We start from the raw sequence: 20785 nt of genomic DNA, 5'->3' as shown, positions 1-20785 counted from the left end.
ATCACGCTTCGAACTCCTTCAACTGTCTAGAACCTGGAATATTCTGTACCTCACTTGCCCTTCAACGGCTTTCCATCGGATATCGCCACGCGGGAGGGGCTGACGGGGAGGGGGTGCAGCCCCCTCCCCTGTCTCTACCCCGTAAAGTTTTACCTACAGCCCCCCACCACCCGCGCTTCGCGCTCCTCCCGCCCCCTGGGGGGCGGGCAGTGCGTGGCGATATGCCCACGAAATCCGTGCATCGGGGTAAGCGATGTTCCAGGAATGATATGTGAGTACGACTGGCTGCAGGGCAGGAGCTTGAGTCCCGAGAGCGTAGTGATAGTTGGCCGAAGGCATGATAGACTAACCGTCCGAAATTCGAATTCGCTTGGCCTCCCGGCAGTTCCACCACCCAGTCGATCCCCACTATGAAAGAACCACCCCCCGCCCCGGCCCCCCTCACCCGCGTGGAATAACCCCCTTTCCCCTCTCGCCACCTCCCCGGAGGCCGTTCTCCGCCGCCCCGCCCCGCCCGATCGATCCCCTTAAATACCGTTATCAACGACATTCTTGTTAACGATAATTCCGGTGACATCATGATTACGCTCACACCCGATGAGGTCAGGGCCCGGTTCGGCCCGTTGTTCTCGATGAAGTTCCTTGCCATGGTCGATCAGAACGCCGGTCTTGCGGAGATCCGCGAGCATTGCCGGGCCAGGGGGACGATCGAGTGGGACGCGGCGAACCGGGTGCGGGCAAAGGGTGCGGTCGAGTCCTGCCACGTCGAGGGCACGACGATGACGATGCTTGCCCGGCTGGGCGTATCCCCGGCGAATTTCGGGGCTGCCGGCCAGGAGATCGGCGGCCAGGCGCTTGAGGGAGTCGAGGTCGTCGGGGACGAGGTGGTGACAACCTGGTCGGGGATCGCCGGAGCAGGCGTCGGCGTCGCCGCCTGCCTCCCGCAGGCGCCGGGCGTGATCCGGGCGGAGTATCCGACCGAGGACGATCTCAAGATCGGCGGCGCCCGGGTCTGCCGGGTGCGGATCGTATCGCCGCTGTATGAGAAGGTGACGATCGGTATCGACGACACCGATACCCGCGAGGAGGGCGCCACGTGGGTGCTCGCGCTCAAGTGCGCCGAGGGCTGCACGATCCCCGGGGTCGAGTACCTGGACATGCGCCTCGTGCAGTTGAACCCCGCGGTCCCGAAGAAGACCACCAACTGCGTCGGTTCCGCCCTGAACTTCGCGGTTCGCCCCGGGAAGGTGGACGAACTCCTCGAGTACGTCCGCGACTTCGTCGAGTCGGGAGCGGTCAGCAACGACACCGGCATCGCTGTCTACCGGGGGATCGCGTTCGCGGAAGAGTCGCCCTACCTGAAGCGGGTCAAGACCGAACTCCTTACGGTCGACGACGCGGAGGCAGAGGCTGCCCGGATGGGCGTCCGATTCATCGACTTGACCGGTCGGAAGGGGCGGATCGGAGCGCTGGGCGCCGTTCTCTGGGGGAACAAAGGCGTTGAGGCGGCTGGACTCTATGGAGAGACTCTCTGATCCCTATACGATACGATACCCGCAGATCGTGGCGGTGGCCGACGAGAGCGGCGGGCAGGTGGAACTCGTCGAGTTCTTCGACTGCACCGGCGGCGCGATGTGGGTGAAGCGCCACTACGCACAGAGCCCGCTCGTCCGCTCCGTCCGCACCGTTGGGGCGACCAACCGCTACCTCCTCTCTGCCGGCAGCGCCGACCTCGCGCTCGAGGGCTCGGTCTTCCCGGCGGGGATCGCCGCCGTCATTGTCGAAGGAGACGAGATCGCCGTCACCTACCGGGGTCTCGGCGGCGGGGGCGTGGGGGCGTCGGTCTGCCGCGCCGGCGCTCGCGGCGTCGTCCGCTGCGTAAGCGACCCTGCCGGCGGCGGACGGCTCGCGGGCTCAACCGTCTGGCTTCCCCGCCGCGAACGGGTGATCGTCGGTATCGACGACACCGACACCCCTGAAGAGGGCGCCACCTGGACGCTTGCCCATAACATCGCACGCGCCGTCGAGGACGACCGTTCGCGCTACCTCTCTCACACCATCGTTCAGCTCTACCCCGTCCCCTACCGGACCAAGAACTGCGTCGCCATCGCCTGCGAGTTCGCCACTTCCGATCCCGAGGGGCTGATCAGGAACTACCGCGTTCTCCTCGAAGAGTACACCCTCTCGGACGAGACCGGGATGGCGGTCTGGCGGGGGTTCGACCCCTCGCCGCTCGAAGAGTTCGGCTGCCGCGTGAAGCGGGGCGAGGTCTCGGCCGCCGACCTTGCCGCCCTTGATGACGAACGTCTCTCCGTCGTCATGGACGGCCGGGGCGTGATCGGGGCGGTTGCGGCGATCCCGTTCTACACGCGATACGAGGAGGCGCTGGCGCTATGGAATGGATTCGGCTGAAAGCCCGGGTGCTTGAGACAGGCTCCGTTCGCCTCTCCGGCGAGCCTTCGGACGAATACGTATCCCGCTCCGCCGCCGGCCCCTCGGCCGGCACGCCCGGCTCTCTCTTCTTCTCTCCCGGCGGCGGCCGGCGTCTCCGCGCCGGCATCGACGATAACAGCCCGATCGAGATCGTCCACCGGGGTGGCGGCGCGGCCGACCTCCTTCTCGACGGCGAAGTCGTCGCCGGCCGGCTCGAACCTGCCGCCCTCCACTGCCCCCGCCAGGCCTACGTCACGGTCAGCGGGACCTGCGTCTTTCACTGCCGCTACTGCCCGGTGCCGGACCTCCCCGGCCGGCGGAAGGAGGTCGCCGAGATCGTCCGGATGGTCGAGAGCGTCGCCGACCGGATCGATGCCATCTCGATCACGAGCGGCGTCGCCTCCTCGATCGAGGAGGAGGAGGCGTATGTCCTCGAGGTCGTTGCGGCGCTCCGCCCGTTCAATCTCCCCATCGGCGTCTCGATCTACCCCTGCCCCGGGACCCCGGCCCGGCTTCACGCCCTCGGCGTCGTCGAGGTGAAGTTCAACATCGAGACGGCGACCCCTGGACTCTTCGCGGCAATGTGCCCCGGGCTCTCGTGGGAGGGGGTCCGGGAATCGCTCTCGGCCTCCGTCGCGCTCTTCGGGCGGGGGAGGGTCTACTCGAACGTCATCGTCGGTCTCGGGGAGACCGACGACGACCTGGAACGGGTGATGGAAGACCTCGCCGCCATCGGGGTTATCCCGGTTCTTCGCCCGCTCACCCCGGCGGCGGCTCTCGCCGACCGCCCCCGCCCCTCCGCCGAACGGCTGCTCTCGCTCTTCGAGATTCACAGGAAGATCCTTCGCCGGGCGGGGCTCGATCCCCGCCGGGCGCTGACGATGTGTGCGGCGTGCACCGGGTGCGATCTTACGCCGGGGAGGGACGCATGAAAGGCACCGAAGCGCTCGCCCGGGCGATCCGGCAGTCGGCAGACCGCTGCTACGCCGTCCCCGGCTACCCGGTATCGGAGGTTGCCGCCCTGGCGGGGGCCTCGAACACCGTCAACGAGAAGACGGCGCTCGAGTACGCCCTCGGCGACTCCCTCTCCGGGCGGAGGGCCGCCGTCTTCGTCAAGCACGTCGGCCTCAACGCCTGTGCCGACCCGCTCGTTCACGCCACCGCCCAGGGCCTCCGGTCGGGCGTCGTGATCGTCGCCGCCGACGACGTCGGCGCGGCGGCTTCAGACGTCGTGCAGGACTCCCGCTACTACGGCGAGGTGGCCCGGGTTCCGGTGCTGGAGCCCGACGGCGAGACGCTCGGCCTTGCCGTCGACGCGGCGTTCGAGGCATCGGAGACCTTCTCGAGGGTCGCCATCGTCAGGGTCACGCCCGCCTTCCTGGACGCGGACGTGCCCGAACCTCTCTCCCCTCCCCGGCGGCGCCGGGAGGGATGCCTCGCCGACCCCGGGCTCACGATGACCGGGCGGGCGCTGGTGGCCGACCGCCGGACCGCGGAGATGTTTGCCTGGTCGCGTTCCTCTCCTCTCAACCGGTTCTCGGGCGGCAGATACCGTGCCGTCACCGTCTATCCGCCGCCAGCCGACCCGGACGTGCTCGCCTCGCTCCACGAGACCGGCCGCCCGTTCCTCCGGGAGCACCGGCTGCTCGCCCCGCCCGAGCCCGCCGGGGAGCCGGAACGGTTCTCCACCCGGGGCTATTACCGGACGTTCTGCCGGGACTGCCCGTTCCACCCGGCCCTTGCCATCCTCCGCGAACGTGGGCTGCGGGCGGCCTGCGATGCCGGGTGCGCAATCCTCGCGATGAACCCGCCGTACCGCATCGGCATCGCCACCTACGGCCTCGGCTCGTCGGTCGCCGTGGCCGCGACCGGTCCGGGCGTCGCGCTCATTGGCGACTACGCGCTCCTGCATTCGGGCCTGAACGCCCTCATCGACGTCTACGAACGCAAACTCCCGCTCCTCTGTATCGTCTTTGCGAACAACCGGATGGGGATGACCGGCGGCCACCCCGTCCCCGAGATCCTTCGCTACATCGCCTGGGCGAACCCGGTCGTCTGCGCCGCAGACGATATCGGGGCGCTTCGCCGGGCCCTCGTCCTCCCGGATGAAGGCCCCCGAACGGTGGTGATCGAAGGCGCCTGCCCTGAAGGTGAGACCCATGAAACCGTGGCATATCGAGATCTGTGACGTAACGCTGCGAGACGGGGAGCAGACTCCCGGCGTCTCGTTTACCCGTGATGAGAAGACGGCGATTGCACAACTACTCGACGAGATCGGCGTGGAGGTGATCGAGGCCGGGTTTCCCGTGGTCTCCGCGGCGGAGAAGGAATGCGTCGCGGCCATCGCCCGGGCCGGCCTATCTGCCCGGGTCTGCTGCCTCGCACGGGCGCTCAAGCCCGATATCGAGGCGGCGCTCGACTGCGACGTGGATATGGTCAGCATATTCTTCGCGACCTCTGATCTCCACATCCGGCACAAGTACCGCAAACCCCGCGAAGAAGTGCTCGACGGCGCCCTCGATATGGTTGAGTTCGCCGCCGACCACGGCGTGCAGGTCAGGTTCGCCGCCGAAGACGCTTCGCGAACCGACCCGGCGTTTCTCGTCGAGATGTATACCCGCGGCGTCGAGCGCGGTGCGAACTACGTCAGTTTCGCGGATACCGTCGGCTGCCTCACGCCGCTCGAGACTCATGCGGTCGTCACCCGCCTCCTCGATGCCGCCCCGCTTCCGCTCTGCATCCACTGCCACAACGACCTCGGGCTTGCGACGGCGAACACCGTCACGGCCGCGGCCGCCGGGGCGTTCCAGCTCCACACCACCGTCAACGGCATCGGGGAGCGTGCAGGGAACGCGGCGCTCGAACAGGTGCTCGCCGTCCTGCGGCTTAAGGGCGGCGTCGACCGCTACGATCTCGGCCGCCTGCAGGAGGTCTCGCGCCTGGTCGCCCGGTGCTCGGGGGTTGCCCCGGAGCGCACCCGGCCGATCGTCGGCGAGAACGCCTTTGCCCACGAGAGCGGCATCCATATCGCCGCCATCCTCTGCGACCCCTCGACCTACGAGTACGTCCCGCCGGAACTGGTGGGCGGTGAGAGGCGCTTCGTCCTCGGGAAGCATACGGGGAGGAAGGCGCTCGACCACATCGCACAGGCCTACGGGTTCGACCTCTCCGACGACGAGGCACGATGGGTGCTCGAGCAGATCAAACAGAGGAGCGAGGGGAAGTGCAGCGTCACCCCTGAGGTGCTCTGTGGGTTCCTCCGGCAGGCGAAGGGGGGTATCCTTCAGTGAGTACGCTCTCCGAAGCGATCCTCGGGGCGCCGGCGGGGAGGTATGTCGACCGCGAGGTCGATATCGCCTTCGCCCACGACGGAACCGGTGTTCTCGCGCACGAAGCGCTCCGGGAGATGGGGGTGAAGCGGCTCCCGCACCCCGACCGCCTGCGCCTGGTCTTCGACCACATCGTCCCGGCGAACACCGGGACGACGGCGACGCTCCAGGCCGAGCTCAGGGAGTATGCCCGGGTCTCGGGGATCGCGCTCTCGGATGCCGGCGGGGGGATCTGCCACCAGGTGATGAGCGAAGGGGTCGTCCGGCCCGGCACGATCCTCGTCGGCGCCGACTCCCATTCCTGCACCCTCGGTGCCTTCGGCGCGTTCGCCACCGGGGTGGGAGCGACCGATATGGCGGCGATCTGGGCCTCGGGGGAGACGTGGTTCCGCGTCCCGGAGACGATCGCGGTCAATCTCACAGGACGGCTCTCCGGTCCTGCGGAGCCGAAAGACGTCGCCCTCGCCTACGTCGCAGACCTCGGGATGGAGGGGGCGACCTACCGGGCGCTGGAGTTCACGGGCGACGGGGCGGCGACGATCTCCATGGACGGGCGGCTGACCCTCTCGAACATGGCGGTCGAGACGGGGGCGAAGACGGGTATGTTCTATGCCGATCCCGTCACCGTCCGCTACCTTGCGGACTACGGGGTCACGGCATCGTCCCAGGTGCCGGAGGACTGCCGCTACGAACGGACGGTCGAGATCGATCTCGACGATATCGTGCCGCTCGTCGCGGTCCCGCACCGGGTGGATACCGTCCGGGAGGCGGAGGAGGTCGCGGGCACGCACCTCGACCAGGTCTTCGTCGGGACCTGCACGAACGGCCGCTACGAGGACCTTGCCCGGTTCGCCCGCATCGTCCGGGGGAAGAAGGTGGCCGTCCGCACCCTGGTCTTCCCCGCCTCGCGGGCGGTGCTTGCCCGGGCAATCGCCACCGGGGTTCTCGCCGATATCGTGGATGCCGGCTGTGTCGTCGGGTCGCCGGGGTGCGGGCCGTGCCTCGGGGCGCATGCCGGGGTGCTCGGGGAGGGGGAGGTCTGCCTCTCCACCGCCAACCGGAACTTCAAGAACCGGATGGGCGTGGGCGGCGAGATCTACCTCTCGTCGGTCGCCACCGCCGCAGCGAGCGCGATCACCGGTGTGATAACCGTGCCGGAGGTGGCGTGATGCAGGGCGCTGGACCAGCGATCTGCCTCGGGCGCGATATCGACACCGACCTCATCATCGCCGGCCGTTACCTCCGGACGAAGGACCGCTCCGTCTGGGCGGAGCACGTCTTCGAGGACCTCGACCCGACGCTCGCCGGCCGCATCCGCGGCTCGGTCATCGTCGCCGGGAGGAACATGGGGTGCGGGTCGTCCCGCGAGCAGGCGGTGGTCGCCCTCCGCGAGGCCGGGGTGGTCGCAGTCGTCGCGGAGTCGTTCGCCCGGATATTCTTCAGGAACGCCGTCAACGTCGGCCTGCCGGTGGTCGAGGCCTCCGTCGCCTGCACCGACGGCTCCCGCGTCGCCTTCGACCTCGATAGCGGGTGGGTGGAGGTGGACGGGATGCGGTATCCCGCCCGCCCGCTCTCGGAGAAGATGGTCGCCATCCTCCGGGCCGGAGGGCTGGTTCCCTACTGGAGGTCGTGCCGATGATCTTCCCGCCCCACTGCAAGTTTGTCGGATCCGCGAACGGCACGCCGTGCGGAAAGCGGGCCTACTTCCTCTCGCGTTACCTCGTCCGGGAGACTCCCGGCGGCACCGAGGTGCTTGAGGTGGAGACCGACCCGAACGGAACCGGCCTGATGCGCGACGTTCTCTCGGCCCGGGTGCTCGCCTCCGGCGACGATGTCTACCGCTACCCGGAACGCGTGAACGTTCAGGATCGAACATTCTTAGTACAGGAAGCAATGCGGTCCGGGTACCGGTGCACCGTATTCTGCGGCCACGGGGAACAGACCACGTTCGTGCTCGACCCGGACCTCTCGGCCTTCCTCCGCGTCCACGTCTACGACATCACCCCGCCCCGCCCCCATCTCTCGGCCACGCTCGGCGACCTCGAGAGAACCGGGCTCTTCGGCGACCTCGAGGTCGTCTTCGAGCACCACGTCCGGGACATCCGCGAGATCAAAGCCGACGTCTACCCCTGCCGGGCGGCCGGGTTCCCCCGCACCGTCGACGCCGACCCGCTCCGGCCCGGCGACCGCGTGGCGGGGTGCCTGACGGCACGGGAACTGCTGCGGGAGTGCTACGGCGAAGAGGTCGCCGTGGAGACCATCTGCCCGCTTGAGAAGGTTGCGGCCGAGCCGTTCATCGCGCGGTGCTGCAGGAGCGAGCGTGCCGGTCTCGGCCTCTGGAACGGCCTCTTCGGCGCGGTGGTTCACTGGGGAGCGTCGTCTTGGGAGATTGCGACGGCGGCGAGAGAGGTCGCAACCGCGTGGAGGAGACGGGATGGTGAAGGTAGCGGTCGTTGAGGGCGACGGCATCGGGCGCGAGGTTGTCCCCGTCGCCCGCGATATCCTCGCGGCAGTGCGTCCGGATATCGAGTTCTTCGACGTCGAGGTGGGATACGGCCGGTGGGAGCGGACCGGGAGCGCCTGCGACGATGAGACGATCGCCGATCTGCGGTCGGCCGACGCTATCCTCTTCGGGGCGGTCACGACGCCGCCCGATCCCGAATACCGGAGCGTTCTCCTCCAGATCCGGCATGCTCTCGACCTCTACGCGAACGTCCGCCCGATCCGGGGCGAGGGGGTCGACGTCGTCATCGTGCGGGAGAACACCGAAGGGCTCTACTCCGGCATCGAGTGGACGGAACCCGACCGCGCCTGCACCGTCCGGGTCGTCTCCCGCCGGGGGAGCGAGCGTATCGCCCGCTACGCCTGCACCCTCGCGAAGTCCCGCCGCCGTCTCACCGTCGGCAACAAGGCGAACGTGCTGAAGTCGGACTGCCTCTTCGTCGAGGTCTGCACCGCGGAGGCCGCCCGGGCGGGGGTTCCCTGCACGCTCTGCTACATCGACGCGCTCTGCCTCGACCTCCTGATGCACCCCGACCGCTACGACGTGATCGTGACGACCAACATCTTCGGCGATATCCTCTCCGACGCCGCCGCCTACCTTGTCGGGGGGCTCGGGATGCTCCCGAGCGCGAACATCGGAAAGCGTGCTGCCCTCTTCGAGCCCGTCCACGGGAGCGCCCCCGATATCGCGGGCAAAAACGTCGCAAACCCCATCGCGGCCATCCGGAGCGCCGCAATGCTGCTCGAACACCTCGGCGATCCCGCATCCGCGGCGGCTGTCGAGGAGGCCGTCGACCGGGTGCTCCGTGCAGGCATCCGGACACCCGACCTCGGCGGGACCGCCGGCACCCGGGAGTTCGGGGCGGCGGTGCTCCGCGAGGTCGGGCGGGGGAAGGCCTAAGCGATTTGGGGTCGAGAGATTACGGTATGGTGCTGGTAGGATGCCACGTCTCCATCGCCGGCTCGATCGATCTTGCGGTCGGGCGGGCCCTTGATGCGGGCTGCGATACGTTTCAGATCTTCTCCCGCAACCCCCGCGGCTGGAAGGCAAAGGACCTCGACCCCGAGGTGGCCGCGGCCTTCAGGGCGGCGGTGAGTGCGGCGGGGATCGGGCCCGTCGTCGACCACATGCCCTACCTCCCGAACCCGGCCTCGCCCGATACCGAGATCTACGAAAAATCGGTCGCGTCGCTCACCGGGGAACTCCGGCGGTGCGCTCTCCTCGGGATACCTTATCTCGTGACCCATCTCGGGCACCACCGCGGCGCCGGGACGGCGGCGGGGCAGGAGCGGGTCGTTGCCGCCGTCAACCGGGCGTTTGCGGATGCCGGGGATGCCGGCGTGACGCTCCTCCTCGAGAACACCGCCGGGGAGAAGAACAGCGTGGGAACGACCGTCGACGATCTCTCCCGGATCGTGGAGGGGATCGACGCAGAAGGAAGGGTCGGGATCTGTTTCGATACCTGCCATGCGTTCGCCGCCGGCTACGACCTCCGGACGGCCGAAGGCGTCGATGCGGTCATGGATGAGTTCGACGACCGGATTGGTCTATCCCATCTCCGGATCATCCACCTCAACGACTGCAAAGGGGATCTCGGGAGCGGGCTTGATCGGCACGAGCACATCGGGCTCGGTTCTATCGGTGAGGAAGGCTTCCGGCATATACTCAGTCACCCGGCCGTCCGCTGCCTCCCCCTCATCTGCGAGACGCCGGTCGACGGGCGGCGGGACGATACCGGGAATATCGCGAAGGTCCGTGAACTTGCGGGAGCCTGAGCGCCCCGTGACGTCGCTCCGGCGGGATCGTGCTGCCGGTTATCCTGTGCCGGCCCCGGGGGCAGCAAATATTGCATAATTTTTATAATAATCGGATATTTTTTCTCAGCCCATTCTATTTTATGGTAAGATATTTATATTGCTAATTCTATCCTGCAACGCGCGAACCCTTTATCCTGAGGACTCCCGGTGATTCTCCGGGATTCCACAGGATTTCCGTTTGTACGCCGGCGAAGGAACCTCGTTTCCCCGGCGTGCGTACAGACACCATCGTATGGGACGAAGGGGGCGTTCTCATCGCGGTGATACAAGAATGACTGCATGTAAAGCGCTGATTGTTATCTGTACCGCCATTGCCATAGGATTACTGGCATCGCCTGCCGTGGCCGGGGAGAGGGCCCCGGGGGATATCGTTTCGATCTGTATCGATGGAGGGTCGCAGGAACATCCCGACATCGACGGGGGAACGGTTGTCTGGGAGGACGGAAGGAACGGAAAGTCGATCTACTATTCGAGCGGCCCCGGCGGCGGAAGCCGGAAGGTTGCGGGCGCGGGGACGGGGCAGAGGTATCCGTCCGTCTCCGGGGATTACATCGTCTGGGAGGAGAACCGGAACATGAGCCCGGACATCTTCTTTTTCGAGATATCGACCGGCGTGACGACGGCGCTCACCGACGATCCGGCCGACCAGTGGATGCCCGTCGTTCACGGGGAGCATGTGGTCTGGTACGATGCCCGGAGCGGGAGCACGGATATCTGCCTCTATGATATCGAGACCGGCAGCGAGACCTTCCTCTCCTGCTCGCCGGTGACCGACTGGAAGCCCGCGCTCTCGGAGCGGTACGTCGTCTGGGAGGAGAGCACCGGGAACGGGGATATCTGGCTGTACGATATCCGGAGCGGAGAGCGGCACCGGATCACCGGAAACGGTGCACGACAGACCTACCCGTCGATATCGGTGAGCCGGATTGTCTGGGAGGACTACCGGAACGGGGCTCCCGACATCTACCTCTTCGATCTCGACGATCCTGGCGCCGGAGAGCAGAGGATCACCGACGACCCCGATTGGCAGGTCTCCCCGGCGATTGACGGGGACCTCATCGCCTGGGAGGACAGGCGGGACGGGCCGTGGAACGTTTACATCTGCGACCTCACCGCAGGGAAGGATAAGCAGGTGCCGGTCATTCCTTCCGCGACCGAACAACTCTACCCCGCCGTCAGCGGCGATCGGGTCGTCTGGCAGAACGGCCGTGGCGAGGGTTCGGACGTCTACGCCTTCACCTACTTCAGCGGAACGGCCCCGGTAGCGGAGTTCTCGGCAAACCCCGGCGAAGGAGGGGCGGTACTCAACGTCCGGTTCATCGACCAGTCGGCCGGCGACCCGGGCACCTGGGAATGGGACTTCGGCGACGGGAACACCTCAACCTTGCAGGACCCACGGCACTTCTACGAGATCCCCGGGAACTATACCGTCTCGCTCACGGTGAGCAACGCGTTCGGGTCAGACACCGTCACGAAGACCGATCTCATCCGCGTCGGTCCCCCGGAACCGCCGGTCATCCGTTTCCGGGCTGAGCCGGTGTCGGGGCCTGCGCCCCTCACGGTCGCTTTCTATGGTGATTTGCCGGACTACGCGACGGCCTGGCTCTGGGATTTCGGTGACGGCGAGAGATCGGTACACCGGGACACGTATCACCGTTACGATCGTCCCGGTGTTTACAACGTCTCCCTGACCTGTGACAACGCGGGAGCCAGCGCGACGCACACGGAGTACGACTACATCACCGTCTACGAGCAACTCGACCCCTCGTTTTCGGCCGACGTCAGGAACGGGACTGCGCCGCTCACCGCCAGGTTCACGGATACCTCGACCGGCGGGCCCGAAACATGGCTCTGGGACTTCGGTGACGGCGGAACCTCTTCGGAGCAGAACCCGGTGCACACCTACGTGAGCCCCGGTGCCTATGACGTCACCCTGACCGCAGGGAACGCCGCCGGGAGCGGCACGGCAGCAGAGCCCGGCTACATAACCGTCCATCCCCCGACCGCGACCCCGACCCCGACGGTTAGCGTGACGCCGACGCCCTCTCCGACCGTGACCCCGACCGTAACCCCGACCCCGACGGTTAACGTGACGCCGACCCAGACCCAGACGCCCACCCCGACCGCGATACAGAACCCCCCGGGCGGAGGGGGAGGAGGAGGAGGCGGTGGCGGCGGCTCCGCCCCGGTCAACCCCGGCTGGAGCACGCCGGAGCCCAACCCCACGCCGAAGCCCACCCCCCGTGAAGCCGACTCCGGCAGCCTGCACCTCGGAGAGACCGGCCTTGTCGACCAGGTCGCCAGGATCCATTCGGCCGACGGGGTCGCGACCCTCATGATTGCTGAGGGCATCCGGGCGGTCGATGCCGCCGGCAATCCGCTTCGCGCGGTGACCCTTGCGACGATCGATCCGGCCGACGTGCCCGCGGCGCCCGGCGCGTACGTGTTTGCCGGGTACGCCTGCACCGCCGGGCCGGAGGGTGCCGCCTTCTCCCCGCCGGCGACGCTCTCGTTCAACTTCACAGAAGAGCAGTGGGACGCCGTCTACAACGGCAGCGTGCAGGGCGGGCTCGTGGTGCAGCGATACAACCGGTCGGCCGGCACCTGGGAGGAAGTTCCCACCGCCGTCCTCCCGGAGGCCCGGAGCGTCACGGCCGAAGTCCTGCACTTCAGTGCGTATGCGCTCTTTGCCGCGGCACCCGATGACGGCGCGGCACAGGCGGTTGCCGCCGATACCGGCCAGGAACCCACGGCCGGGGAGGAGATCCCGTACGCGCACCTCATCCCGGGCTTGCTTGCCCTCATCATCGCGGGGGCGGGGGCGCTCCTCTACTTCCGGAAAGGAGAGCCCTGAAGCGGGCCCTGAAAACTGTTCAAAAAAAGCGATGGAGGAGGGTTACCCTCTCCGTCTCCTCCCCGCGAGGAGGAGGAGCAGCGCCGCCCCGGCAGCAGCCGCACCGAATCCCGGTGCCGCCGTCGGGGCGGGGCTCACCGCCTCCGTGATGCCGGCAAGCCAGGCGGCGCTGGTATCGGGGGAGAGGAACCGGATGCCCGCGAGGGTGTATCCGCCGGGAGCGCTGGCGGCCCCGTAAATCCCGGTAGCGGTGAACGCCGTGTCCCACAGGATCGTTCCGTCTGCATCCGTTCCGAAGACGAATCCCTCTCCGCTCCTCGCGTCCGTGCCTGCAACCACATACCCGCCGGAGGGCCGCAACTCGACGGCGTATCCGGTCAGCCCCTCCATGTTCCGGAGCCAGACCTCCTTGCCGTCTCCGTCGACGAGGCCGTACCAGTAGTTGCCCGCGTAGACGAACCGCCCGTCATCCGTCTCCTTGACGTCGAAGATGATCGGGACCTGGTAGTTCTCATGCCAGAGCGTCTTCCCGTCGGCATCCAGCCGGATCAGGAAGGCGTCGCCGATGTCGTAGGTAAAGGGCGACTTGGTGCCCCCGAGGACGTAGCCGCCGTCAGCGGTCACGGTTCCTACGTTCGCAGAGATCCCGGGGAACGTCCTGTTCCAGGCGGGCGTGCCGTCACCATCGGTCTTTACGATGACCGCCGTCGTCTCGTTCTCCGATTCGGGCGGGTTCCAGAGCCACCCGATCGCGGCGTACCCGCCGTCCGCAGTCTCCTCGACGGACGAGACCTTCATCCCGGGAATGACCTGCCGCCACTCCTCTTCACCGGCGGCATTCGTCCTGATCAGGAACGAGGAACCCTGGTAGTTGAAGTCCTGATCGACCACGGTTGTGGACATGTTGTAGGCGCCGATGATATATCCCCCGTCATCGGTCTCCGCAACGGAGGCCGGCGCTATCTCGGGCATCGTCACCGTCCATGTCTCATTACCCCGGCCGTCGGTCTTTACGAGCAGCAGGCTCTCGCTCCCCCCGTACTTCTCCGCAAGGGTTGAACCGAGGGCGATGAACCCGCCGTCCGCCGTCGGCGCAACGGCGTCGAACTTGTTGTTGTTCTCCGGTGCGAACGTCACGTTCCAGGCGACCTCCGGTGAGGTCTCGCTCGCAGAGACGATTCCTGCCGGCATCACCACCGCTATGAGCAGTGCCGCGAGGATCGTCCCCGGCTTCCAGAAGTCTCGGACTGTTTCCGTCATGGAATCGATCACTGGTGCGGCGCGGCACGCAAAAAGCGTAGTGGTTCGCCCCGGCAATCCATTAATGAACGTGAACCTCCAATACCTCTAGCACGTGTTGGCAACATTCGACGGAACCTGGGTGCGCCTCGGCGGTGAAGGGCGGACGCTCTACGAGCAGGGCGGCTACGGCAGGCCCGAGGGAACCGGCCTCCGCCTCTCTCCCGAAGAGGCACTCTACCTCATGGAACGAAACAAGATCGACGTGAAAGACTTCGGTTTCGACGCCCTGCTCGGCCTCTTTGCCGGCCAGCCGAACTTCATCCGCAGGTACCTCGTCTACCGCGACATCCGCGAGCGGGGATACGTAATCCAGCCCGGGCCGCAGGATTTCCGCGTCTTCCGCCGCGGCCACAAGCCCGGCGTCGGGAAGTCCCGGTACCTGATCCGGGTTCTCTCCGAGCGCGACATCGTCGACTTCGACCGGTTAAGCCAGGACGTGCTTGCCGCCGTCAACATGCGCAAACAGTACCTCCTCGCGGTCGTCGACGACGAGGACGAGTTGACCTACTACGAGGTGCGGGTGCAGGATCTTCCCGGGGTCGGGGAGCCTGCGGGATGCGCGACGCCGGTGGAGGCCACGCTCTTCGGGACCTACGCGCTCGCCCACCTGCCGCCGGGAACCCCGCTCGAAGAGGACTGGTACGGCAAGCGGCTCGATACCGAACGGCTCCTCCTCCGCCCGGTCGAGTCGATCTATCTCATGCGCAGACGCTGCCTCTCGGTCGTGCAGGACGGGGGACAGATGACCGCAGAGCAGTTCCTCGATGCGGCGGCAGGAAAAGACGTCGAGATCCATGAAAAAGAGCGGGTCTTCTCCGATCTGCGGGAGAAGGGCTACATCCCCCGGACGGGCTACAAGTTCGGCCACCACTTCCGTGTCTACTCGGGAAAGAAGAGCCATTCCGAGATGCTCGTCCACGCGGTTCCGTCCGGAACCTCCACGCCGATGAGCGCCGTCTCCCGCTCCGTCAGGCTCGCTCACAGCGTCAAAAAAAAGATGTTGTTTGCCTGCATATATAACACCGATATCAGATACGTCGAATTCGCCCGAATAAAACTGTGAGCGTCAGCACATGCATTCTGAAGTGAACCCGTGGTCGAGTAACCAGACCGTTGATGTGGATCGACTCTTTGCCGAGTTCGGCATCGAGCCGATCAGTGAGGTCGCACGAAGGCTTCCCGAAGTACCGTCGTTTATGCGCAGGGGTATCGTCGTCGGGCACCGGGACTACAACCTGGTCGCCGACGCCATCCAAAAGCGCACCCCGTTTCACGTGCTGACCGGGTTCATGCCCTCGGGCCTCCCGCATCTGGGGCACCTGATGGTCATGAAGGAGGTCGTCTGGCACGTCCGGCAGGGCGGGAACGGCTACGTCGCCGTCGCCGACCGGGAGGCGCACGCGGTCCGCGGGATCTCGTGGGAGAAGTGCCGCGAGTACGGGAAGGAGTATCTCAAAGCCCTCTACGCCCTGGGATTCGAGGGCACGACCTACTACCAGAGCAAAAACGAGCGCCTGAAAGACCTCGCGTTCGAGGCGTCCACGAAGGTGAACTTCTCGGAGATGTCGGCGATCTACGGGTTTGGACCCGATACCTCGCTCTCCCATGCCGTGAGCGTCATCACCCAGGTTGCCGACATCCTCTTCCCGCAGCTCGACGCCGGCCCTGCGCCCACCGTCGTCCCGGTCGGCCTCGACCAGGACCCGCACATCCGGCTCACCCGGGACGTGGCCTACAAACTCAGGCTCTTCACGGTCGAGGATCGCGGCGACCATATCAGCGTCCGGTCGAAGAACGCTCCCGAGGCGGCTCTCGAAGCCGTCCACCGCGCCTTCCCCGGCTCGAAGAAGTATGCGGGTCACGTCGACGTCACCGGCCTTCCGCAGGAGCAGGTCGAGGACGCCGTCAGGAAGATCGAGATCGCTCACGGCGGGTTCGGGTTCTACCTCCCCTCGTCGACCTATCACATCTTCATGCCCGGACTCCAGGGCGGGAAGATGTCGAGCAGCGTGCCCGAGAGTTTGTTCGGGTTCTACGAGCCCGATAAATCGGTCAGGAAGAAGGTCATGGGGGCGATGACCGGCGGGAGGATGACGCTTGAGGAGCAACAGCGTCTCGGGGGCGAGCCGGACGCCTGCTCGGTCTATCTCCTGAATCTCTTCCACATGCTCGAGGACGACGTGGAGCTCGCCGACCTCCGCCGCCGGTGCGAGAGCGGCGAACTCACCTGCGGGCAGTGCAAGAAGGAGACGTATGAGCGCGTGCAGGCGTTCCTTGTGGAGTTACGGGATAAGATGGATTCAGTCGAGCATCTTGCAGAGGAGGTGTGACGGTGGAACTGACGCTGAACGAGAAGAGGCTCCTGGTCGCCCTGGAGGCGACCGGGTCGGTCGATGCGGCCGTCCTTGCGGAGAAGATGGATGCCCGCCGGGAAGCGGTGGTGCAGTACGCGAACCTCGCCGGGGAGCGGGGGCTTGTGGACGTAGATAAACACGTCTCCCGGCGGTATGTCCCGACGGAGGAGGGGCGGGCCTACATGGAAAAGGGCCTTCCCGAGCGGCAGGTGCTCGAGAGTTTCGAGGAGACGATCCCGATGCGCGACCTCCAGCGCCATCCGCTCGCAAAGATCGCGATCGGCTGGATGCGCAAGAAGGGCTGGATCGCCATCCGCGACGGGGTCGTGGAGAAGACCGGCCGGACCGCCCCGGGCCCCGATGAGGCCGCGTTCGCCCGCCTCAGCGAGAGCGGCGCGATCGAGGACGGCGTTGGGGTCGGCGATCTCGTGAAGCGCGGGCTCGCCATTGAGGAGGAGACCGTCGCCTACACCGTCTCGATCACGCCCCGCGGCCGCGAACTCCTCAGCGGAGGGCTCGACCTGCGGGAAGAGGTCGAGACGCTCACCCGCGAGCAGATCCTCTCCGGCGAGTGGAAGGATCTCCCGCTCCGGCGCTACGACGTCACGAAACTCCCCCGGCGCGCCTACCCGGGCAAGACCCACCCCTACCAGCGCATCATCGACGAGATGCGCCGCACCCTCTTTGACATGGGATTCGAAGAGATGGCGGGCGGGATCGTGCAGAGTTCGTTCTGGAACTTCGACGCCCTCTTCCAGCCGCAGGATCACCCGGCGCGGGAGATGCAGGATACCTTCTTCCTCGGCGAGCGCTGGCCGCTCCCGGCGGGCTATGAGCGCGTCCGCGACATGCACGAGCACGGCGGCGAGACCTCGTCCACCGGCTGGGGAGGCACCTGGAGCGCCGCAAAGGCGGAGCAGTGCGTTCTCCGGACGCACACGACGAGCCTCTCCATCCAGCACCTGGCGAGCCACCCCACCCCCCCGGTGAAGGCGTTCTGCATCGGCCGGGTCTACCGGCGGGAGGCGGTCGACCCCACCCACCTCGCGGAGTTCGAGCAGCTCGAGGGGATCGTGATGGACGAAGGGGTGAACTTCCGCCACCTCCTCGGGTTCTTGAAGGAGTTCTATGCCAAGATGGGCTTTGAGAAGGTCCGGTTCCGCCCCGGCTACTTCCCCTACACCGAACCCTCCGTGGAGCCGGAGGTCTACGTCGACGGGCTTGGCTGGGTGGAACTCGGCGGCGCGGGCATCTTCCGGGAGGAGGTGACCGCGCCCTTCGGGATCGAGCACAAGGTCCTCGCGTGGGGCCTCGGGATCAGCCGGGTGGCGATGCTCCGGCTTGGCCTGCGGGATCTCCGGCAGCTATACAGGAGCGACGTCGAGTGGGTCCGGGAGACGCCCACCTACGGCGGGAGGCGGTGAGCATGGCGATTATAACGTTACCCTACCGGTACCTGGAACGGCTGGCCGGAACCGACCGGCAGACGATCATCGACCGCGTTCCGATGATCGGGGCCGACATCGAGCGGATCGAGGAAGACCACGTGGACGTCGAGTTCTTCCCGGACCGGCCTGACCTCTACTCTCCCGAGGGCGTTGCCCGGGCGATGCGCGGGTTCCTCGGTATCGAAGAGGGGTTGCCGGCCTACACCGTCCGCCCTTCCGGGATCACCTTCTCGGTCGACCCGGGGCTTGCCGGTATCCGGCCGTATCTCGGCTCGGCGGTGATAAGGAACGTCAACCTCGACGAGGAGGCGATCGAGAGCCTGATGGCCCTCCAGGAGGCCCTCCACTGGGCGGTCGGGCGCGGTCGGGGCAAGGTGGCGATCGGCGTCCACGATCTGGACGCGATCACGCCGCCCTTCCGCTACATCGCCTCGCCCCGGAGCCGATCGTTCGTCCCGCTGGACTTCGAGCGGGAGATGACGATGGAGGAGATGCTCGCCGACCACCCGAAGGGCCGGGACTATGCCCACCTGGTGGAGAAGTTCGATCGTTTCCCGCTGATCGTCGATGCCGACGACCGGGTGCTTTCCTTCCCGCCGATCATCAACGGCGAGCTGACGAGGGTCACGTCGGCGACAAAGAACATCCTGCTCGACTGCACCGGCACCGACCAGAAAGCGGTGATGACGGCGGTCAACATCATCTGCACGGCGCTCGCCGAGGCCGGAGCGACGATCGAGAGCGTCACCGTCAAGGGAGAGGAGATGCCCACGCTCGCCCCCGCGGAGCGCGTCGTCTCGGTCGCGGAGTGTTCCTCCCTTCTTGGCCTCTCCCTCACGGGAGAGGAGATATCGCGGCTTCTTCGCCGGATGCGGTTCGGGGCAGAGCCCGACGGCGACTCACGGGTCCGGGTGCTCGTCCCCTGCTACCGTTCGGACATCCTCCACGACTGGGACGTCTTTGAGGACGTGGCAATCGCCTACGGTATCGAGAACTTCGACGCCGTCCTCCCGGAGACCTCCACGGTCGCACAGGAGCACCCGATCCCCGCCATCGCGGGAGCGGTAAGGTCGGTGATGATCGGCCTCGGGTACCTCGAGATGATGCCGTTCACCCTCTCAAACGAGCGGGTGCTCTACGCGAACATGCAGCGCGAGCCTGCTCCGGGGACCCTGCGGGTTCTCCACCCGATCAGCGAGGAGCAGACGGTGGTCCGGACCGACCTCCTCCCCCTGCTGATGGAGATGCTCCAGGCGAACAAGCACCGCGAACTCCCGCAGCGGCTCTTTGCGGTGGGCGACGTGGTCGAGGACTGCGTCACCTCCCAGCAGGCCGCCGCGGTCAGCATCCATCCGGCGGCCGACTTCTCCGAGGCATACGCGGCGGCGGACGTCCTCTGCCGGGAACTCTCGCTCTCCTATACGGTCACGGAGTCGGCCGACCCGGCGTTCCTCGACGGCCGCCGCGGGGATATCGTTGTCGACGGAAGAATAGTGGGGGTGTTCGGGGAGATCCACCCGGCTGTTCTCGGGGCGTTCGACCTCGAGCACCCGGTCGCGGCGCTCGCGCTCGACCTTACAGCCGTACCGGGATACCCCGCGCTGCCAGGTACTCCTTGACCTGGCGGACGGTGAACTCGCCGTAGTGGAAGACGCTTGCCGCGAGGCAGGCGTCGGCCTTTCCTTCCGTGAACCCTTCGTAGAAGTGGTCGAGCGTTCCCACGCCGCCGCTCGCGACCACCGGGATCCCGACCGCCTCCGAGACCGCTCTCGTGACCGGGATATCGAACCCCTCCTTCGTCCCGTCGGTCTCCATGCTGGTGAGCAGGATCTCGCCTGCCCCGCGCTCCTCCGCCTCTCTCACCCAGGCGACGGCGTCAAGCCCCGTGCCCCGGCTGCCGCCGTGGGTCACGACCTCGTACCAGCACTCCTGGCCGTCGGCAAGGCTTATCGGCGTCTTTCCCGGCGCCGTCTCGTAGTTGCGCCGGACATCGACGGCGACGACGATGCACTGGGTGCCGAACCGTTCTGCGCCCTGCGAGATCAGGTTCGGGTCGGCGACGGCGCTCGAGTTGATGCTCACCTTGTCCGCGCCCGCCCGGAGGATCTGCTTCATATCCTCGATCGTCCGGATGCCGCCGCCGACGGTGAGCGGAAGGAAGAGCTGATCGGCCGCCCGCTGCACGACGTCGATGATGGTGCCCCGGTCCTCCCTGGTGGCGGTGATGTCGAGGAAGACCACCTCGTCCGCGCCCTGCTCGTTGTAGCGCTGGGCGAGTTCCACGGGATCGCCCGCGTCGCGCAGGCCGACGAAGTGCGTGCCCTTGACCACCCGCCCGTCCTTGAGGTCCAGGCAGGGGATGATCCGCTTGGTCAAAACCATGGGTAGTGGTTTTGAGGGCGGAGGTGATGAGGGTTTGCCTATAAGAGTTCGCTGTTCTTGTGAGCGGGGTTGGCTTGCGGGTGTTTGGTGGAGCCCTGGCGGGGTGGGGGTCGCAAAGTCCAGGATATGCCCTGGTGAACGCAAAACCGTCTGAAACTCCCTGTTTCGTATCACGTAAAACAGAAGCCTTTAGCTGGGTGGAGCCTACCTACAGCCGAGCCATGAAAAATCCCGGTGCAGTGGACCGTGGGGATATCGCCCTTGAGGGGTGGGGACAGGGGGAGGGGGGCGTGCCCCCTCCCCGTCAGCCCCTCCCCGCGTGGCGATATCAGGTGAAAATCCGTGTCCAGTTCGTGTGATACA

Annotated in this window: 17 protein-coding genes; 15 read left to right on the top strand and 2 right to left on the bottom strand. The window is 66.6% G+C overall.

Features of this window, described 5'->3' with window-relative positions:
* Positions 1–578: 578 nt before the first annotated feature.
* The 11 genes from L21_RS10845 (at position 579) to L21_RS10795 (ending at position 12936) form a co-directional block, all read left to right on the top strand.
* Positions 579–1535, top strand: coding sequence for a tRNA(Ile)(2)-agmatinylcytidine synthase (locus L21_RS10845; RefSeq protein WP_074370488.1), 957 nt, complete (start codon positions 579–581; stop codon positions 1533–1535).
* On the top strand, positions 1519–2412 hold the full coding sequence (gene mmp11, locus L21_RS10840) for a methanogenesis marker protein 11 (protein WP_074370487.1): 894 nt from the start codon (positions 1519–1521) through the stop codon (positions 2410–2412). The genes L21_RS10845 and mmp11 overlap by 17 nt, the downstream gene beginning before the upstream one ends.
* Complete coding sequence (locus L21_RS10835) at positions 2394–3365, top strand: radical SAM protein (RefSeq protein ID WP_074370486.1); 972 nt, start codon at positions 2394–2396, stop codon at positions 3363–3365. The genes mmp11 and L21_RS10835 overlap by 19 nt, the downstream gene beginning before the upstream one ends.
* On the top strand, positions 3362–4621 hold the full coding sequence (locus tag L21_RS10830; RefSeq protein ID WP_074370485.1) for a thiamine pyrophosphate-dependent enzyme: 1260 nt from the start codon (positions 3362–3364) through the stop codon (positions 4619–4621). Before L21_RS10835 ends, L21_RS10830 begins: the two co-directional genes overlap by 4 nt.
* On the top strand, positions 4593–5723 hold the full coding sequence (locus L21_RS10825; protein WP_074370484.1) for a homocitrate synthase family protein: 1131 nt from the start codon (positions 4593–4595) through the stop codon (positions 5721–5723). The genes L21_RS10830 and L21_RS10825 overlap by 29 nt, the downstream gene beginning before the upstream one ends.
* A complete protein-coding gene (locus L21_RS10820) occupies positions 5720–6931 on the top strand; it encodes an aconitase/3-isopropylmalate dehydratase large subunit family protein (RefSeq protein WP_074370483.1) in 1212 nt (403 codons plus the stop codon). Before L21_RS10825 ends, L21_RS10820 begins: the two co-directional genes overlap by 4 nt.
* Entirely contained in the window at positions 6931–7401 is a 471-nt protein-coding gene (locus tag L21_RS10815; protein ID WP_074370482.1) for a LeuD/DmdB family oxidoreductase small subunit, read from the top strand. Before L21_RS10820 ends, L21_RS10815 begins: the two co-directional genes overlap by 1 nt.
* Positions 7398–8219, top strand: a complete 822-nt coding sequence (locus L21_RS10810) for a DUF7714 family protein (protein WP_074370481.1) — start codon at positions 7398–7400, stop codon at positions 8217–8219. The genes L21_RS10815 and L21_RS10810 overlap by 4 nt, the downstream gene beginning before the upstream one ends.
* On the top strand, positions 8197–9165 hold the full coding sequence (locus L21_RS10805; RefSeq protein WP_074370480.1) for an isocitrate/isopropylmalate dehydrogenase family protein: 969 nt from the start codon (positions 8197–8199) through the stop codon (positions 9163–9165). Before L21_RS10810 ends, L21_RS10805 begins: the two co-directional genes overlap by 23 nt.
* A gap of 26 nt (positions 9166–9191) precedes the next feature.
* Entirely contained in the window at positions 9192–10040 is an 849-nt protein-coding gene (locus tag L21_RS10800; protein WP_074370479.1) for a deoxyribonuclease IV, read from the top strand.
* Positions 10041–10353: 313 nt separating this feature from the next.
* On the top strand, positions 10354–12936 hold the full coding sequence (locus L21_RS10795) for a PKD domain-containing protein (protein WP_074370478.1): 2583 nt from the start codon (positions 10354–10356) through the stop codon (positions 12934–12936).
* A gap of 42 nt (positions 12937–12978) precedes the next feature.
* On the opposite strand, the gene L21_RS10790 is transcribed toward L21_RS10795, so the two are convergent.
* Positions 12979–14196 (bottom strand): hypothetical protein, encoded by a 1218-nt coding sequence (locus L21_RS10790; RefSeq protein ID WP_074370503.1) that lies wholly within the window; start codon positions 14194–14196, stop codon positions 12979–12981.
* 94 nt (positions 14197–14290) lie between these two features.
* Here L21_RS10790 and endA point away from each other — a divergent pair, with 94 nt between their 5' ends.
* Genes endA through pheT form a run of 4 tightly spaced genes read left to right on the top strand, consistent with a single transcriptional unit; the run spans position 14291 to position 19659 of the window.
* A complete protein-coding gene (gene endA / locus L21_RS10785) occupies positions 14291–15301 on the top strand; it encodes a tRNA-intron lyase (RefSeq protein ID WP_074370477.1) in 1011 nt (336 codons plus the stop codon).
* A gap of 10 nt (positions 15302–15311) precedes the next feature.
* Positions 15312–16568 carry a tryptophan--tRNA ligase gene (locus tag L21_RS10780; protein WP_074370476.1) on the top strand — a complete coding sequence of 419 codons (1257 nt, stop codon included), beginning with the start codon at positions 15312–15314 and terminating at the stop codon, positions 16566–16568.
* Between the two features lie 2 nt (positions 16569–16570).
* Positions 16571–18016, top strand: coding sequence for a phenylalanine--tRNA ligase subunit alpha (gene pheS / locus L21_RS10775; RefSeq protein WP_074370502.1), 1446 nt, complete (start codon positions 16571–16573; stop codon positions 18014–18016).
* Between the two features lie 2 nt (positions 18017–18018).
* A complete protein-coding gene (gene pheT, locus L21_RS10770) occupies positions 18019–19659 on the top strand; it encodes a phenylalanine--tRNA ligase subunit beta (RefSeq protein WP_074370501.1) in 1641 nt (546 codons plus the stop codon).
* On the opposite strand, the gene hisF is transcribed toward pheT, so the two are convergent.
* On the bottom strand, positions 19616–20422 hold the full coding sequence (gene hisF / locus L21_RS10765; protein ID WP_074370475.1) for an imidazole glycerol phosphate synthase subunit HisF: 807 nt from the start codon (positions 20420–20422) through the stop codon (positions 19616–19618). The genes pheT and hisF overlap by 44 nt on opposite strands.
* Positions 20423–20785: the final 363 nt, after the last annotated feature.

Origin of the sequence: Methanoculleus chikugoensis, assembly GCF_900095385.1 — an archaeon.
Lineage (GTDB): Archaea > Halobacteriota > Methanomicrobia > Methanomicrobiales > Methanoculleaceae > Methanoculleus > Methanoculleus chikugoensis_A.
The sequence above is the reverse complement of the archived record's forward strand: the minus strand, read 5'-3'. Positions and strand labels throughout refer to the sequence as shown.

Excerpts from the sequence above, each read along its gene's own strand:
- hisF (WP_074370475.1), bottom strand. The coding sequence starts at position 20,422 with ATGGTTTTGACCAAGCGGATCATCCCCTGCCTGGACCTCAAGGACGGG.
- L21_RS10795 (WP_074370478.1), top strand. The coding sequence starts at position 10,354 with ATGACTGCATGTAAAGCGCTGATTGTTATCTGTACCGCCATTGCCATA.
- L21_RS10790 (WP_074370503.1), bottom strand. The coding sequence starts at position 14,196 with ATGACGGAAACAGTCCGAGACTTCTGGAAGCCGGGGACGATCCTCGCG.
- mmp11 (WP_074370487.1), top strand. The coding sequence starts at position 1,519 with ATGGAGAGACTCTCTGATCCCTATACGATACGATACCCGCAGATCGTG.
- L21_RS10825 (WP_074370484.1), top strand. The coding sequence starts at position 4,593 with ATGAAACCGTGGCATATCGAGATCTGTGACGTAACGCTGCGAGACGGG.
- L21_RS10835 (WP_074370486.1), top strand. The coding sequence starts at position 2,394 with ATGGAATGGATTCGGCTGAAAGCCCGGGTGCTTGAGACAGGCTCCGTT.
- L21_RS10800 (WP_074370479.1), top strand. The coding sequence starts at position 9,192 with ATGGTGCTGGTAGGATGCCACGTCTCCATCGCCGGCTCGATCGATCTT.
- L21_RS10810 (WP_074370481.1), top strand. The coding sequence starts at position 7,398 with ATGATCTTCCCGCCCCACTGCAAGTTTGTCGGATCCGCGAACGGCACG.
- L21_RS10845 (WP_074370488.1), top strand. The coding sequence starts at position 579 with ATGATTACGCTCACACCCGATGAGGTCAGGGCCCGGTTCGGCCCGTTG.
- L21_RS10815 (WP_074370482.1), top strand. The coding sequence starts at position 6,931 with ATGCAGGGCGCTGGACCAGCGATCTGCCTCGGGCGCGATATCGACACC.
- L21_RS10830 (WP_074370485.1), top strand. The coding sequence starts at position 3,362 with ATGAAAGGCACCGAAGCGCTCGCCCGGGCGATCCGGCAGTCGGCAGAC.
- pheT (WP_074370501.1), top strand. The coding sequence starts at position 18,019 with ATGGCGATTATAACGTTACCCTACCGGTACCTGGAACGGCTGGCCGGA.
- L21_RS10780 (WP_074370476.1), top strand. The coding sequence starts at position 15,312 with ATGCATTCTGAAGTGAACCCGTGGTCGAGTAACCAGACCGTTGATGTG.
- L21_RS10805 (WP_074370480.1), top strand. The coding sequence starts at position 8,197 with ATGGTGAAGGTAGCGGTCGTTGAGGGCGACGGCATCGGGCGCGAGGTT.